A 16524-nucleotide genomic window follows, 5' to 3' on the forward strand; every position below is an offset into this window, starting at 1 on the left:
CCTCACATTCCCAGGTACGTTTTTCGCAACACTTCGTCTTTCAGCAGCTCATCGCCCTTGCCTTCCGCGATGATCTTGCCCGAAGACAGGACGTAGTTGCGGTCGGTCATGGTAAAGACCGTGCTCACCTCCTGCTCGACCAGCAGCACGGTGATGCCCAGATCTTTGATCTCCTGGATCTTGCGGAACACCTCGGTGCGCATGATGGGCGCCAGGCCGGTGGAGGGTTCGTCGATGCACAGCAGCTTGGGGCTGGACATCATGGCCCGGCCCACGGCGAGCATCTGTTGCTCGCCGCCGGACAGGGTGCCGGAGATCTGGTGGGATCGCTCCTTGAGCCGGGGAAAGAGCTGGTAGACATGGCGCAGGTTTTCATCGATTTCGTTTTTGTCGGTCAGCAAGTAGGCGCCGGCCTTTAGGTTTTCCAGAACGGACATCTCCTTGAACGGCCGCCGTCGCTCGGGGCAGTGGATCAGGCCCATCTTGGCGATCTCGTGGGCCGGCGTTTTTTCGATGCGCTTGCCCATGAACTCCACCGTGCCTTGAAGGGTGATGTCGCCGTCGCCTCCGCGGTGGATGCTCTTTTCCCAGGCCACCAGGCCGGTGGCGGCCCGCAGGGTCGTGGATTTGCCGGCGCCGTTGGGGCCTACGAGGCTCACCAACTCTCCCTCTTCGACACGCAGACTGATGTCGTTGATGATCATCGCCTTGTCGTAACAGACCGTCAGATTGGTTATTTCCAGCACCGTTATATATCTCCTTTGCCAAGATAGCATTCGATGACCGCGGGATGCTTCACCACTGCATCGGGTGAGCATTCGGCCACCAACTCGCCGTAATTGAGGACGATGACGCGGTCGACGATTTTCATCAGTGCCTGCAGCTTGTGCTCGATGATGATCATGGCCGGCCCTTCGCTGTGCAGGCGTCCGAAACGGCCCCCCTTGTGCAGCCGTTTGATCGACTTGGCCATCAGATCGGTCTCGGCCGGGCTCAAACCGCCGAACGGCTCGTCAAGCAACAACAGTTCCGGTTCGGTGGCGATGGCGCGCGCCACTTCCAGGCGCTTGAGGTCGCCCTGGGACAAGGTGGAGGCCTTTTCGAGGGCCATGTCGGAGATGCCGGCGAATTCGAGGGCATCCATGGCCTTGGCCTCGATGCGCTTGACCCATTCGCCGGTTTTCATGGAGCGGGGCGAAAGGCAAGAGACCATCACGTTTGCGATGATCGGCAGGCGCCGGAAGGGCCGCATGTTCTGAAAGGTGCCGGCGATGCCCATGTTGACGATGTCCCATACCTTGCGCCGGGTGATATCCTGCCCTTTGAAGCGAATCTTGCCGCTGTCGGGCTTGATGATGCCGGTGATCTGGCGCAGCAGGGTCGTTTTGCCGGCCCCGTTGGGTCCGATCAATCCCACGATCTCATCGCGGGCGATATTGAAACTGACGTTGCCGGTGGCCTTCAATCCGCCGAAACTCTTATTCAGATTCGCTACTTCTAACAGGGGAACGGCCATATCATTTATCCTCCGCCTCGTCGCGCAGTTCCCGGCGGGACACTTTGCCCACATCGGTCTTGGGCAGCTCGCCCCTGAATTCGATGATACCCGGAACTTTGTAGTGGGCCAGGTTCTGCTTGCAGAATTCGATGATATCCTCTTCAGAGAGTTTACCCCGCGCTTCGCTCTGTAATACTACATAAGCCTTGATGATCTGACCGACCTTGGGGTCGGGTACGCCGACCACACCGGCCGCCTTGACCTGCGGATGCATGTAGAGCACTTCTTCCACGTGGCGGGCAAAGACCGAATAGCCCTTGTGTTTGATCAAATCGCGCTTGCGGTCGAAGAAAAAGAAGTAGCCCTCCTCGTCCATGCGTACCAGGTCGCCGGTGCGCATCCAGCGTTTGCCGTCGATCTCGATGAAGGTCTCGGCGTTGGCGTCCGGGCGCTTCCAGTAACCGGCCATGACATTGGGCCCGCTGAGTATCAGCTCGCCCTCCTCGTTGATCGGCTTGAAGTCCAGGCTATCCATGTCGATGACAGCGGCATCCATGCCGGTGATGGGCACGCCGAACGATCCTTTCTTGGGGCGATCCTTGGGGTTGCTGTGGCTGATGGCCGTGCATTCGGTCATGCCGAAGCCTTCCAGGATTTGGCTGCCGGTGCGCCGTTCCCATCCCTCGCAGGTGGTGTCGTGCAGCGTGTCTGCGCCGCAGGCGATGATTTTGAGCCGCTTCCAGTCGACTCGGTCGGTTTTTTCGTGCTCCTTGAGGTACTCGTACAGGGTGGGCACACCATAAAAGGCCGAGGCCTGGTAACGGTCCACGGCATTGAGGATCTCTTCCATGTCCGGGGTGGTGAAGAGCACCAGGGTCTGGCCCTGGGTCAGGCCCGAGAGCATCAGTACGGCCTGGCCGTAAATGTGAAACAGCGGCAAAAAGGCGATGATGGTCTCCTTGCCCTCTTCCACGAACGGCCACCACGCCTTGCCCATGGCGTAGATGGCCACCAGATTGCGATGGGTTAGCATCGCGGCCTTGGGCAGGCCGGTGGTACCGCCCGTGTAGGGCAGGGCGGCGATATCCTTTTCGGGGTCGAATTGGATCGCGGGCGGGTGGGGCGGATGGGCGTTGAGAAACTCTCTAAAAACCAAAAGCCCCATTTGCTTGATCTCTTCGGCCGTAGGTGGTTTCAGGTCGGCATAGGCCTTGCTGATGGCTTTCTTTGCAAATGCTTTCTTCAGCAGGGGTAGAAAATCGCCCAGGTTGGAAAGAATCACGTTGTCCAGGACGACACCCGAACGTTCGATGTTTGTATACAGCATGTCCTCGCAGATCACGGTCTTGGCTTCGCTGTCTTCGAGCTGGTGACGGACTTCCTTGCTGGTGTAGACCGGGCTGATCGGGGTCACCTTGGCGCCGGCCTTCAGGGCCCCGAAATAACTGATAATGAATTGGGGCGAATTGAGCAGGTAAATGGCCACCGTATCGCCCTTTTTGACGCCCAACTCGGCCAGGCCGGTGGCGCAGCGATCGATGAGTTCGATCAGCTCTTTGTAGCTGATTTTTTTGCCGTAAAAGATCAGGGCGGTCTTTTTTTTGTACTTATCGGCAGTTTGATCCAACAACTCAGGGACCGCCAGATTCGGAATTTCCACGCTCGGGGGCACGTTGTCCGGATAACATTGGAGCCATGGTCTGCTGGTGTAGAGCGTTTTTTGATCCATCGTGCGATTTTCCTCCTAATTGGGATGAAGCCTAATGCATGTTCGCCGCACAGACACGACACACCTTGCGAGTGGCAATGTTGCGGATTTTACAACGCGGGCATTCGTTTTCGATTTTACTGCGCAGCCAAGGGAGCAAACCACCCGGCATGTAGAGCAGTACGACCATGACCACTATGGCGAACATCAGTTGCCGCAGCTCAGGCCATATGCGGAAGAACTCCAAGAGGGGGAACAGAATGAAAACGGCGCCGACCGGCCCCCAGATGGTGACCATGCCGCCGAACACGCTCCAGATGACCACCTGAAAGGACATGGAGATCTCCAGGGTGGAGGGGCCGGCGATGCGCATGAAGTGGGCGTAGAGGCCGCCGGATAGACCGGCGAAAAATCCGCTGAGGCTGAAGGCGATCAGTTTGTATTTGGTGGTATTGATGCCGGCCGCCTTGACGGCCAGTTCGTCCTCACGAATGGCGTGAAAGATGATCCCCATGTGGGAGTCGGTGATCTTCCACATGGTGGCGACCAGCACCAACATGGTGATGATGACGATGTAGTAATTGGCAATCCTGGAGCGTGCCAGACGACTCAAACCGGAAAGCCCCAGTTCTCCACCGGTCAACTCCGGCACCGAGAAGACAAAACCCATCAGGATGATGGGAAAGGCCAGTGTGGTGAGCGCCAGGTAGGTGCCGCGCAGCCGCAGGCAGGGGAGGCCCACCAGCAATCCGGCCATGACCGCGATCAGGGCACCGACCGGGATGCTGGCCCATGGGGGAAAGCCGGCCTTCAGGTTCAATATGGCGGCACCATAAGCTCCTACCCCAAAGAACAGGGCATGCCCAAAATTGATTTGGCCGGTAAAGCCGGAGAGCAGATCCCAGCTGGCTGCGAAAATGGCAAAGATGCTGGCCAGAATCAGGATCCGCATCATATACGGGTCATCGTAGAGCAGCGGCAGCAGAAGCACCGTCAAAAAAAAGAGCAGTACGACGATCCGGCTGGGAAGGACGAACACTTCGTTTTTCAGTATCAAAAAAAGTTTCCGCAAGTGATAGCGCAGCAGATTCATAACTATCTCTCTTCTTCGAATTGTACACCGAAAAGGCCTGTCGGGCGGACTATGAGCACCAGAATCATGATGGACAGGGCCACCGCGCCTTTGAGAAATGCGCCGGCGGGGATCAAAAAGACCACCATGGCTTCGGCGAATCCCAGTATGAAGGCAGCGTAAAAGCTGCCCTTGATACTGCCCATGCCGCCCAGCACCACCACGGCCATCATCATGATCAGCGGGTGGCTCCACATGAACGGCTCCACCGTGGTAAGCGGCACGATGATGGCGCCCGTGGCGCCGGCCAGTCCCACCGAGATGACGACCGCCATCATGGCCACGCGGCTTTCGTTCATGCCCATGAGATTGGCCACCTCCCGATCCTGAGCCGTGGCGCGGATGGCCAGGCCGAGTTTGGTATGCATGAGAAAGAGCCGCATCAATCCCAGCACCACCAGCACAGAGGCGAAGGTGATCAGCTGTTGGTAGAAAACCTTTACGCCCAGGATCGTGGCATATCCCTTGATCAGAGCCGGTACGCTCAGGTAATCGCCGGTGAAGATCAGCATCATGATCTCCTGCAGGGCGATGGCCAGGGCGATGGTGCCGATCAGCACGGCCTGTTCGTGTTCACGGATGGGGGCGATGAAGATTTTGTAAACGATCAACCCGAGGATCGATACGAAGACGATCCCGGTGATCATCGCCGAGAGCGGATTGAATCCCAGGCGGTAGGTCGTGAAATAGATACAGTAGGCCGCCACCATGTAAAAGGCCGTGTGAGCGATATTGACGATTCGGGCGACGCCGAAAATCAGGGAGAAACCGATCGCCAGCAGCGCGTATGTGCTTCCGTTGATCAGGCTGGTGATCAAGATATCGATTAGCATAACACCTCACCGCATCACCTGGGCAAGCGCCCCCGGCGGAAGGACCGCCGGGGGCGCTTGCGTTCGTTCTTGAATTTGTTTCGTGGCTATTTTTTATAGGCTTGGATGACCCAGGGCGGAATCTTGTATTCCTGGATGCCTTTGTAGGTGATTTCCGGTGCACCCGGAGCGGCGACCCACTTGTTGGGCCACACGCCAACCGGTTTGCCCTTTTGCCATTGAACGGCAAGACTGGTCAGGTAGCCCGGCCCCCAGGTCAGGTCGTGCAGGTGTCGACCCTGCTCGTCTTTCATGTATTTGACAAGCCCACCGGGGGTTTTGTGCTCGGACGCTTCGATCACTTTGACCAGTTTGTCCGCATCCAGGCTGCCGATTTCTTCGATCGCTGAAACAAGTGTATGTTTGATGGCTGCATAGGTATCGGCCGTGTAGGTCGGGGTTTCGCCGAACTTGCTATAGAAGGTTTCGACAAAGGGGGCGGTGAGTTCGTTGTACTCCACCCCGCGGCAGTAGGTATTCATCGTAAGGATGTATTCTCCCATGCCTTGGGTGGCTTCCCAGAAACCATCTTTCTGGCCTTCCACGTTGATCCCCACCTGCACGGCCGGGATTTTCAGCTCACCGCCCTGGCGAGCGAAGGGGATGCCCACCGATGAAGAGAAAATGGTGAAGATCATCTGGGCGCCGGCGCGCTGAATGGCGGAAAGCTCGGCGGTCACATCGGTGGCCACTGGAGAGGGACGCCACACGCCCACCGATTCCATGCCGATTTTTGGCAGAAAACCTTCGGTGGCGGCGACCATGGGATCGGCCCACATGGCTTTTTCGGCCACCACAGCTACCTTGATTTTCTCCAGGCCAAGCTCTTTCTTGAGTATGTCGCCGACGAATTTCAAATGCAAAAAGCTGGTGCGCACCAGAAATGCGGAATTAAATGGCGTGCCGCGGAAGAAGTATTTGTAGGTGTCGTAATCCTGGGCCACTCGTGTGCACAATTCCGGATGGGCCGCACCGCAGCCGATGAAGATTTTTTGATACTCCATGGCGATATCCTGCATGGCCAAGACCGCTTCGGTGCGGAAACCGCCGACCACGAAATCCACCTTGTCGCGTGTCATGAGCAGTTCCATGGCATTGGTGGCATCGGTCACGTTGAGAAACTCGTTGGAGTCGGCCTTGACCAGCTCGATTTTCATCATTTTTTTGCCGACCTTGACTCCGCCCCTGGCATTGATCTCTTCGGCGGCCATGGTGGCGCCATTCCAATGCCCTTTACCCTGCACAAACTGCATCGGGCCGATGACGCCGATCTTGATGGTGTCGGCGCCCCATGCCGGAACGCCGATCGTCAAGGCCAACATCCCTACCAGCCCTGCGACCAAGAGAAGTCTAACCTTTTTCATTGAGTTACTCCTTTCCCTGTTTGTTTGCATGTGCCGCCTTAATCTCGGCAGATGGATCCTGTCGAGAGGGTTCGTCGATTGGGATTGCCGTCTGGAGGGTGGGAAAAGTTCGATGGTGTAAAAATGAAAAATGTTCGATCGGTTTCAGCGTGTCGCCCAATGTCATCTTCCTTTTCAGCGCAGCCGCATACCCCCGGCATGGCGCAGAGGTTGTGTCAGCCCATGTATTTCAATAAGAATATGAATTGAGTTCAATAACTTTCTTCTACGTTATTCCCTTTTGTTTTGTCAATACCCAGATCGGGTCAGCTTGTATTTAAGCTTTGGACAGGCGGTCTTCGTGGAATGTAAAAGCAGGTCTTGAATGGATGGTAAACAGAACCCCAAACTGTTCTGTCAATCTGGACCTCTCGGCTATTCTGGATGGATATGTGTCCACCACCCGCCGATAGGTCACGCGTCCCGAATCACACGGCGTAAACGCAATAAAAAACCCTTTCCCCCTTCGATTGAAACAGATCGGGGGACATGGCTAACCGGTTGGCGCCTCGCCGGTGCATGACGTTGTCGTCGCCTTGTTATATCAATGTGAATAAATCACACGATCCAGAGGGCATGATCGGTAAGTCGATCGGCCACATATCTGGAGGTGCTGCCAGAATAATAGGCCCGTCCGCTGCCACTGCGGCAGGTGACCACTGTATCGTAACCGCCGATTTCCGCCTCGTTGATGATCATTTTGCCGATTTTGGCCGTTTTCTTGGGCGTCAGCATTTGTATATGGCGTCCGTCGATCCCGGCCGCGATCATCCGCTGGGTGGCCTCCTGACGAAACCGTTCACTCATCTCCTGTTCATGTCGTGCCAATTTGGCAGCCATGTCATAGGTTTCAGGGCTCATCGTCCCCAATTGCTCCACCCAGCTCTCCTGCACCACATGGTAGAAGGTCAGGTGAAGTCGGGACATTCCGGCCAGAAGCCTGGAGAGCCGATCGAGCAGGCGGCCCCACGGAGCCATCACATCCACGGCAATCAGAAAATGTCTGGGGGTGATGTCGCCGTCAACGACCCAGACCGTCTGGCCGTCGCTGAATTCCACCAGCTTGGCGGTCACGCTGCCCATGAAGAGTTTCTGCGCCCGCGTCAGCCCCCTTCGACCGGTAACGATGGCGTCATAGTCGTTCTGGCGGCCATACTCGAGAATATCCTTTGCCAATCCCAGCACCCTTTCCTGGCTGACCAATTCGATGTCGGTTTTGTCGATACCCTGATTCAGGAGGATATCAAGGCCCTTATTTAGGGTTGCCATGGATTCGGCCTGGTATTGCTCGCTCATCTTTTTAAGCGAGGTGCGCACCGCGGCATCGGTCTTGGCCTCTTCGACCAGGTATTGGGACATGATCGGCTGCACGTTGAACACGGTGCATTGCCATTCGGCCCCACCGGACATGAACGCCGCGGTATAGGTCAAGGCCTGTTTTGAGTGGATGGAACCATCCGTTGCGATCAGCAGTTTCTTTTTCATGGCATCCTTCCTTTCTCTTGAGGCGATTGTTTCATCGCTTTGCAGCCCGTAATCGCAATTTAATCAGCAGAAAGCGTGCCAGACACGCCTAAAGCGTAACCGGTCATCTTGCATCGCGGCCATCAATTTGATTTGATTGAAAATATAAAGAAAGCAAATAATTAGGCCGTGATCGCCATTAAGTTTCTCGAACGGCGGGCCGGGCGGCTATGGGGCCCAGGCCAGGTCAGGGGACCGACTGTGGCTGAATTTTTTACAACGTGTAAAGTTTCGGACATACACCTTGTCGATATTCTGCGCTTTAGTCCTGAAGAAAGCGGCCGATACACAAGATGGATCGGCAGTCGTACCTGCCCATGATAATTTGAAAATGCGGAGAAAGGGTGGAAAATTTCGATGAAAGCTTGGAAATTGAAGACTCAACTGGCGTTCGGGTTCGCGCTGGTGCTGATTTTTACAGGAGTGGTCGGACTATCCGGGCTGGTCTCCCTGCACAATGTGTCAAAAGTCATGGATACCTATCAGCAAGTGAACCTTGCCCAAACTGCCTTCAGCGATGCCAAGGAGCAGGTGGCCCTCTATTTTTTGAACAGCCATGAGCAGGGGCGGGCCCAACAGGCTCAGGCCGGTGAAGCCGCCACCCGTCAATTGAGCGAGATCACCGAACTATTGGAGGTCGCCAGTAAGCGACCGGGCCTTTCCGAAGAGGGGCGCCAGAGTTTGACGGCCCTGCTGGATGGCTATCGTCAATTCCATGGAAGTTTCGTCCGCTACGCTGAATATGAAGCCGTCAAAATTGCCGAGGAACAAAAGGCCATGGATTGGCTGAACACATTCGGCGATCTGATCAAGCAGGGAATGTTTCGAACCGAGGATATGTTGGTGGCCCAAAGCTTTTTGCAATCCGGGACCATCGGCTATTTCGAGCGGCCCAGCGCCAGCCGTTGGCAGCAAATCGAGGCCTACGAAAAGCAGTTGAGCGATGCCATGGCCAAATGGTTCGACCTTATCGAGAACAGCGACGAGCTCCGCGAGGTCCATGCCAAGATCAGCGCCCGTTACGATCTGATCTGTGAATCGTTGAAGCATCACTATGATCAGGTCATTGGTCAGCAGGAGATGCAGCAAAAGATGAGTGGCGCGGGCGAGCGCATCGGGCAGATTACCAACGGCCTGCTGGAAAAGGCCACCCAGGGTTTGGAACAGGTCCAGTCGCTTTCGTTGACCGTCATCGGGGTTGCGATGTTTGCCGCCGTGCTGTTGGGGGTTGTGTTTGCCTGGCTGACCACACGGTCGATTACCGGTCCCATCAAACAGGTGACGGCGGGATTGCAGGACGTCGCCGAAGGCGAAGGGGACCTGACCAAGCGGCTCAACATCGCTTTTAAAAACGAGGTCGGTGAATTGGCCAACTGGTTCAATGTCTTCATGGAAAAATTGAACCAGATGATCCGGGAAATCGCCGGCAACGCCGGCCAGTTAAGCCAGTCCGCCAGTCAGTTGTTCCAGGTGTCGGCCAAAATGTCCGAAGCGGCCGAGAATATGTCCGGTCGCGCGTCATCGGTGGCGGGTGCCGCTGAAGAGATGAGCACCACCATGGCTTCGGTGGCCGCTTCGAGTGAGCAGGCCTCCACCAGTGCCAATCTGGTGGCTGCGGCCGTCGAACAGATGAATGCATCGGTCGGTGAAATTGCCGCCAATTCAGAGAAGGCCAGGGGCGTGACCGAAACGGCCGTGGACAAGACCAGCAAGACCTCGGAGCGGGTGCATCAACTGGGCACCGCGGCGGCGGCCATCAGCAAGGTCACCGAGGTGATAACCGAAATCTCCGAACAGACCAATCTGCTCGCCCTCAACGCCACCATAGAAGCGGCCCGGGCCGGCGAAGCCGGCAAGGGTTTCGCGGTTGTGGCCAATGAAATCAAGGAACTGGCTGCCCAGACCGCCAGGGCCACCCAGGACATCAAGGCCAAAATCGATGACATCCAGCATTCCACCGGTCTCACGGTGTCTGAGATCGGTGAGATTTCAGAGGTCATCAACCATGTCAACGAAACCGTGACCATCATCGCTTCGGCCGTGGAGGAGCAGGCCGTTACCACCCGGGATATCGCCGGCAATATCGGCCAGACCTCGCTCGGCATCCAGGAAGTCAGCGCCAGCGTGGCTCAAAGTTCGGCTGTCTCCGCCGACATCGCCGAAGATATCGGCAAGGTCAACGGCGATGCCAGTGAGATGTCCGCGAGCAGCGCCACCGTAAAGTTGAGCGCCGAGGAGCTGTCCACCCTATCCGGTCAACTCAATGCCGTGGTGGGGCGATTTAAATTTTAGGCAGGAAAACTGAGATGTTGGTAGGGCTTGGCCACGCGACGGGGCGGGATTCGTGCGCCTGCGAATGTTTCGACTTGGGGGGATAAATGAGAATCAATTTGAAATCGATCTCTTCAAAGCTCATTATCGGAGGCGTTTGCGCCGTTGTGTTGCCTTTGATGGTCGTCGGATTTCTTTCCTTTTCCAAGGCGCGCGTGGCCATGCAGGATCTGTCGAGGCAACAGGCCGAAGGTGTCGCTGCCGATTTGGCCAAGCAGACCGCCATGGGGATCAAATCGGAGATCGCACTGGCTCAGGTGATTTCCGGCCAGAAGATGATCGTCAATCTGCTGCTTACTATCGATAAGCTGGGCTATGGCAACATTCATGACTACACCTATGAAATTTACGCGGATTTGAGAAGCCAGTTCGCCAACATGTCCGACTACTATCAGGCGGTGTTCGTGGCGGATAAATCCGGTCTGGTGCTGACCGGTATCTTGGAGAACGGCGAGAGTTACGAAGGCGTCTCCGTCTCCGACCAGGACTATTTTCAGGAGGCCTTGAAAACGGGCCGTGCGATCATGAGTGATGTCGCCCCCTCCAAAAGCAACGACCAGCCGATCATCGTGGCCTGTGCTCCGGTTCTCAATAAGGAGGGCGATGTTATCGGCGCCGTCGGTACGGAGATCAAAATCCGCTTTTTTTCGGATCTGGTTGCTGCCCGCAAAATTGGACAATCGGGTTATGGATACATGATCGACAGCAAAGGTCTCATCCTTGCCCATCCGAACCCGGAGCATGTGTTGCGTCTCGATGTGACCACCGTAAAAGAGATGTCTTCGATCAACCAACGCATGATGGCCGGTGAAACCGGTGTTGAGAATTACATTTTCCAGGGCATTCGAAAAACCGCCGCATTTGCGCCCGTGGGATTTAACGGCTGGTCGATCAGCGCCACCCAGAACGAAGAAGAGTTTCTTGCCGCCTCGGTATCCATTCGCAATACCAATGTCCTGGTTGCCATTCTGGCAGGCCTGATCATGGCGGTGCTGGTGATGCTGGCGGCTCGTAGCATCGTCCGACCGATCAATGCCGCCGTTGCCGGGCTGAAGGACATCGCCCAGGGAGAAGGTGATCTCACCATGCGGCTGGAGGTCGCCAGCAGGGACGAAGTCGGCGACCTGGCCCGGTGGTTCAACGTCTTTATCCAAAAGCTGCAAGGTATCATTCGGGACATCGCGTCGGGTGTTCAAACGCTCTCCTCTTCATCCACCGAATTGTCCGCCATATCCGAACAGATCACCCAGGGAATCCAGAACGTCTCCGAGAAGAGCAATACTGTGTCCGCGGCTTCCGAGGAGATGAGCGCCAATATGAATAATGTCGCCGCAGCCATGGAGCAGTCCGCCACCAATACCAATATGGTGGCCTCCGCATCGGAAGAGATGTCCAACACCATCGGCGGACTGGCGACGAATGCTGAAAAAGCGAGGCACATATCCGATGAGGCCGCGCTGAAGGCGTCCGACGCATCGGCCAACATGGATCAGTTGGGCGCGGCAGCCCGGGATATTGGCAACGTCGTTGAAACGATCACCGACATCTCGGAGCAGGTGAATCTGCTCGCCCTCAACGCCACCATCGAGGCGGCCCGCGCGGGCGAGGCAGGCAAGGGTTTTGCTGTTGTTGCAAACGAAATCAAGGAGCTGGCCAAACAGACGGCAGAGGCCACCCTAGAGATCAAAGCCAAGATTGCGGGCATTCAAGGCACCACCCAGGTCACGGTCGATCAAATCGGCGACATCGCCCGCGTGATTGCCCGGGTCAACGACCTGGTGGTGACCATTGCGACGTCAGTGGAAGAGCAATCCTCGGCCACCAAAAATATCGCCAACAATGTGGCCCAAGCCTCCCAAGGCATCCAGGAGGTGAATGAGAACGTCAACCAGAGCTCGCTGGTTTCATCGCAGATTGCCGGCGACATCGCCGGTATCAGCAGCGCCATGAATGAGATGACCGACGGCAGCGCCCAGGTCAATATCAGTGCCCAGGACCTTTCCAAACTGGCCGAGCAACTCGAACAAATGGTCCACCAATTCAAGATTTAGAGTGCCATCCACAAATGGTCGATTGGTCCGATGTCGGCCGTGGGATCAAATCGCCTGATTCAATAGAATGGCCAGCCGGTGCCAATCCCCGAGGGTTTATCGGTGAAGTTTTTGTTGACAGGGTAGGAACAGGTCGACATATTGTCTCATTTATCTATTTGGTTGGTTTCATTTTAGTTGGTTTCATCTTGGCCTCAACTTGGCCTCGTAACGCGGATATAGGGAGTCACCATGTCGAACAGTTACAGATTCCATTGCCCGGTCAAAATCGTCTCCGGAGAGAACTCGCTGGATAAACTCCCCGGAGAGTTCAAACAACTCGGCGGCAAGCGGATCCTTATCGTCACGGATCAGGGGGTGGCCAAGGCCGGCCTGCTCGACCTGATACAGGGTGCCGTAGCCGAATCCGACCTGGTCATCGGTGCGGTTTACGATCGGGTACCCCCGGATTCACCGGTATCGGCGGTGTTGGAGATCGTTGAGCTATACAAGCAGCACGATTGTGACGCTATCCTGGCAGTGGGCGGCGGATCGGCCATCGACACGGCCAAGGGCGTCAAGATCAAACTGGCCGACGATGACATCGATTTAATGAATTTCAAGGCGGTCCTTCGGATGGTCAAACCGACCCGTCCCCTGGTCGTCATTCCCACCACAGCCGGCACAGGTTCCGAAGTGACATCGGCGGCCGTCATCTCCGACCCGGACAAAGGCATCAAGCTCTCCTTGATTTCGCCGTCGATGCCGCCCAATACCGCGGTGATCGATCCCCGTATGACCGCCACCCTGCCACCGCGGCTGACCGCATCCACCGGCATGGATGCCCTGACACACGCCGTGGAAGCTTGCCTGGGTATTCAAAAGAATCCGATCAGCGATGCGGTGGCCGCGTCGGCCATCCGTTTGATATTCAACAACCTGGTCGAAGCGGTCCGCAATGGGAAGAATCTGCAAGCCCGCCTTGGCATGGCCAATGCCGCAACTCTGGCCGGCATCGCCTTTTCCAATTCCATGGTCACCATGGTGCATGCCATCGGGCACTCCCTGGGTGCCGTGTGCCATTTGCCGCATGGCGATGCCATGGCGATTTGCCTGCCCGACGTGCTCGAATTTAATCTGGATGCCATTGGCCGAGATCTCGGTGAGCTTCTGCTGCCCATGGCCGGCGCCACCGAGTATGTCCAGACACCCGAGTCGCAGCGCGGCGTGCGGGTGATCGAAAAGATCCGGGAGCTGCGCAAGACCCTGCATGAACTTTCCGGCCTGCCGATTACATTGAAAGACGCCGGCGTGTCCGAGGAAAAACTGTCGGCCGTGGCGGATGTATCTCCCAAGGATGGGGCGGCGTTTTACAATCGCAAGAAATTCACAGCCGAGGATGCTTTGGCGGTGCTGAAGAGAATGTAGGCAGTATCTTGCGGATGGGTGCGGGGCTGGTGGCATCACCACCCCGCCAGGCGGACCTTAAGACTTTCGGCTTTTCTCTCCCTTTGGCCTGCAGGGATGGTTTTATTGTCCGGATAGGGATGAGATGAAGCAGCCGCCGCCCCCACCTCCACCGCCGCCCGATGACCCCCCATCGTTGTCCAGGCTGTTGCTGTTCGAGTCGTCCCCCAATACCGAAGCGAGGTACACCTCGTTGGAATTGCCGCTTTCGTTTCCGTCGTTGTCATAGGCCCTTACGACGAAGTAGTAGGATTCATATTCGTCAAAACCGGTGACTGTGCATTGGTTGGCGGTGCCTTGCCATTCAGGATATCTGTAGTCATAGGCTTCGCCGCGTTCCCGGGCATACAATCGGTAGCCGGCAAGGTTATCATCTGTGTTGGTATCCCACGCCAGAGTAACTTCTCTAGCGATGCCAATGGCGGGATATAAAAAAAGAAGAAGTGTTAGGAGTCCAAGACGTTTGAGAAAAAGCATAAAGTCCCTTCAGATTCTATTGGATTTGGCGTTCTCGGTGAGCCGCGCCCGCCAAGGCCGAAGCAAAACCAATGCCATGTTTATCATTGCGGGATCGAGCATGCTTTATCTGGGCTATAACTTTTTGAAACTAAAGTGGTTTAATTATTTTGCGGTTGGGTGAAGTCGGCTTCTTGGCGTCATCAATGGGTTGCCTCGAAACGATGTTGGTTGGCGCATGTCGATTTTCTAAATCGCCTGGGATGCGGTATTGAAGGTCTCTGGGGATATTTTCAGATGTTAACAATGCAGAGAACGGAGCCGATTCGGCTCAGAACGATTTTTTCACGCCGGTTGGCATGTTTCGTAACCCGTGTGGGTCGAGAACTGTCAAGCTATATTTTTATCCGATAGCACATCTTGGCCGGTATCGCCCCTCGGACGCCGCCGGTCGGATCCGGGGTGTCGCCCTCCCGACGGGGGATGAGGTGGATGTGAGCGTGAAAGATCGTCTGCCCGGCGGATCTGCCGCAGTTCATGCCGATATTGAAACCCGTTATGGTGGGGTCGGCGGCACTGAGTTTTTCCTTTAGAAGATGCACCAGGTGGTCTGCGTCCCGGCATTCCGTTTCGGTCATGGCGAACCAGTCGGATGCATGCCGTTTGGGGATGACCAGGTGGTGGCCCGGGGAGACTGGGAATCGATCCTCGATGGCCCAGACCGATTGGTATTCCGCCACAATCCGGTCTTTAATCCGTTCCGGGCAGAAGCGGCAGTCGACTTCGGAACGCAATGTCTACCCCCTGTTCAAGCGATGGGTCGTGGTTCCCACAAACACTTCCATTTGCGACAAGCGGCTTTGAATGTCTACGTTTTTATCATATTTCCAATCCCGAAGCCATTGATCCAGCATGCGGTCGCCTCCATTGTTGACAACCTGGTCGCTTGCACGGTAACTTGCTGCGCTTGTTTGGCGGATTTTAGAGCCGATCGTTCCATTGAATCCTTGGTCCGAAATTTCAATTTTTCACTTTACGCTTCCGGCAACGCCGGGAGAGGAGGATCTCCCATGAAAAAGAGCTTCCAACTGATCGCCTTGAGTCTGTCTTTTCTGTGCGTCTGGGGTGTGCTTGGTTCAATCGGATTGGCCACATCCTGGGCGGGTACGATCCAATTGACCTACAGCAATTTTTTCCCCCCCACCCATATTCAGAGTCAGCTGGCCGAAGGCTGGTGCCAGGAGGTGGCGCGGCGCACGGAAGGCCGAGTGAAAGTTCAGTATTTTGCAGGCCAGACCTTGACCCAGGCCAATCAGACCTATGACAGCGTACTTGACGGCATCGCCGACATCGGCTTTTCGGCCTTTGCCTACACCCGCGGCCGTTTTCCGGTCATGGGGGCCATTGATTTGCCCATGGGGTATCCGGACGGCGTCACGGCAACGCGGGTGGCCAATTCGATCTACGAGCAATTTTTGCCCAAAGAGTTGGAAAATACCCAATTGATGTACATTCACGCGCACGGTGCGGGGCTGATTCACACCCGCGGCCGGGCGGTGCGTACGTTGGAGGATTTGAAGGGGCTCAAGATCCGCTCGACGGGCATCAGTGCCCAGATGGTCAAGGCATTGGGGGCCACGCCGGTGCCCATGCCCATGCCGGAATCATACCAGAGCCTTCAAAAGGGGGTGGTGGACGGCTCCGCCAATCCCATTGAAACCAACAAGGGCTGGAAGCTGGGCGAGGTGCTCGACTACGTGACCCTGGCCTATCCGGTGGCCTATACCACCTCGTTTTTTGTGGTGATGAACAAAGCCAAGTGGGAGAGTATAGACCCCAAGGATCAGGCGGTGATCCGGGAGATCAACAAAGAGTGGGCCGTCAAACATGGCGAAGCCTGGGATACCAGTGACAAAGAGGGGTTGCAATTCTTCCTCGATCAGGGCAATACGACCGTCGAGATCGATCCCAAGGAGGCTGCCCGTTGGCAGGCGGCCGTGGCGCCGATGATCGACGAATATGCCAAGTCTCTGGATGAAAAGGGGTTGAGAGGGACCGATGTGATCGCGGCCATTCGTCAAGAGCTGAGCAAAAAATAGAGAG

General features: G+C 56.2%; 13 protein-coding genes. 4 read left to right on the forward strand and 9 right to left on the reverse strand.

Going from position 1 to position 16524, the window contains the following annotated elements:
- Positions 1–2: 2 nt before the first annotated feature.
- The 7 genes from DFT_RS01750 to DFT_RS01780 all read right to left on the reverse strand — a co-directional run bounded on the left by DFT_RS01750 (position 3) and on the right by DFT_RS01780 (position 8098).
- Complete coding sequence (locus DFT_RS01750; protein WP_054029513.1) at positions 3–746, reverse strand: ABC transporter ATP-binding protein; 744 nt, start codon at positions 744–746, stop codon at positions 3–5.
- Between the two features lie 2 nt (positions 747–748).
- Complete coding sequence (locus DFT_RS01755; RefSeq protein WP_054029514.1) at positions 749–1516, reverse strand: ABC transporter ATP-binding protein; 768 nt, start codon at positions 1514–1516, stop codon at positions 749–751.
- 1 nt (position 1517) lies between these two features.
- Positions 1518–3227: a long-chain-fatty-acid--CoA ligase gene (locus DFT_RS01760; protein ID WP_054029515.1), complete on the reverse strand. Its 1710-nt coding sequence runs from the start codon at positions 3225–3227 to the stop codon at positions 1518–1520.
- Between the two features lie 31 nt (positions 3228–3258).
- Complete coding sequence (locus DFT_RS01765; protein WP_054029516.1) at positions 3259–4299, reverse strand: branched-chain amino acid ABC transporter permease; 1041 nt, start codon at positions 4297–4299, stop codon at positions 3259–3261.
- 2 nt (positions 4300–4301) lie between these two features.
- A complete protein-coding gene (locus DFT_RS01770; protein ID WP_054029517.1) occupies positions 4302–5171 on the reverse strand; it encodes a branched-chain amino acid ABC transporter permease in 870 nt (289 codons plus the stop codon).
- A gap of 86 nt (positions 5172–5257) precedes the next feature.
- A complete protein-coding gene (locus tag DFT_RS01775; RefSeq protein WP_054029518.1) occupies positions 5258–6574 on the reverse strand; it encodes an ABC transporter substrate-binding protein in 1317 nt (438 codons plus the stop codon).
- Positions 6575–7171: 597 nt separating this feature from the next.
- The gene (locus DFT_RS01780) at positions 7172–8098 is read right to left on the reverse strand and encodes a universal stress protein (RefSeq protein WP_054029519.1); all 927 of its coding nucleotides are present in this window, start codon (positions 8096–8098) and stop codon (positions 7172–7174) included.
- Between the two features lie 396 nt (positions 8099–8494).
- Here DFT_RS01780 and DFT_RS01785 point away from each other — a divergent pair, with 396 nt between their 5' ends.
- The 3 genes from DFT_RS01785 (at position 8495) to DFT_RS01795 (ending at position 13926) form a co-directional block, all read left to right on the forward strand.
- Positions 8495–10429: a HAMP domain-containing methyl-accepting chemotaxis protein gene (locus tag DFT_RS01785; RefSeq protein WP_054029520.1), complete on the forward strand. Its 1935-nt coding sequence runs from the start codon at positions 8495–8497 to the stop codon at positions 10427–10429.
- 86 nt (positions 10430–10515) lie between these two features.
- The gene (locus tag DFT_RS01790; RefSeq protein WP_076750320.1) at positions 10516–12519 is read left to right on the forward strand and encodes a methyl-accepting chemotaxis protein; all 2004 of its coding nucleotides are present in this window, start codon (positions 10516–10518) and stop codon (positions 12517–12519) included.
- Positions 12520–12750: 231 nt separating this feature from the next.
- Positions 12751–13926 carry an iron-containing alcohol dehydrogenase gene (locus DFT_RS01795; protein WP_054029522.1) on the forward strand — a complete coding sequence of 392 codons (1176 nt, stop codon included), beginning with the start codon at positions 12751–12753 and terminating at the stop codon, positions 13924–13926.
- A gap of 102 nt (positions 13927–14028) precedes the next feature.
- Here DFT_RS01795 and DFT_RS01800 read toward each other — a convergent pair whose 3' ends face one another.
- Together DFT_RS01800 and DFT_RS01805 are read right to left on the reverse strand one after the other, a co-directional pair.
- A complete protein-coding gene (locus DFT_RS01800; RefSeq protein WP_054029523.1) occupies positions 14029–14442 on the reverse strand; it encodes a fibronectin type III domain-containing protein in 414 nt (137 codons plus the stop codon).
- A gap of 374 nt (positions 14443–14816) precedes the next feature.
- Positions 14817–15215 (reverse strand): HIT family protein, encoded by a 399-nt coding sequence (locus tag DFT_RS01805; RefSeq protein ID WP_054029524.1) that lies wholly within the window; start codon positions 15213–15215, stop codon positions 14817–14819.
- A gap of 276 nt (positions 15216–15491) precedes the next feature.
- Between DFT_RS01805 and DFT_RS01810 the strand changes: the two genes are divergently transcribed.
- Positions 15492–16520, forward strand: a complete 1029-nt coding sequence (locus DFT_RS01810; protein ID WP_054029525.1) for a TRAP transporter substrate-binding protein — start codon at positions 15492–15494, stop codon at positions 16518–16520.
- Positions 16521–16524: the final 4 nt, after the last annotated feature.

The sequence above is a fragment of the Desulfatitalea tepidiphila genome, assembly GCF_001293685.1.
Lineage (GTDB): Bacteria > Desulfobacterota > Desulfobacteria > Desulfobacterales > Desulfosarcinaceae > Desulfatitalea > Desulfatitalea tepidiphila.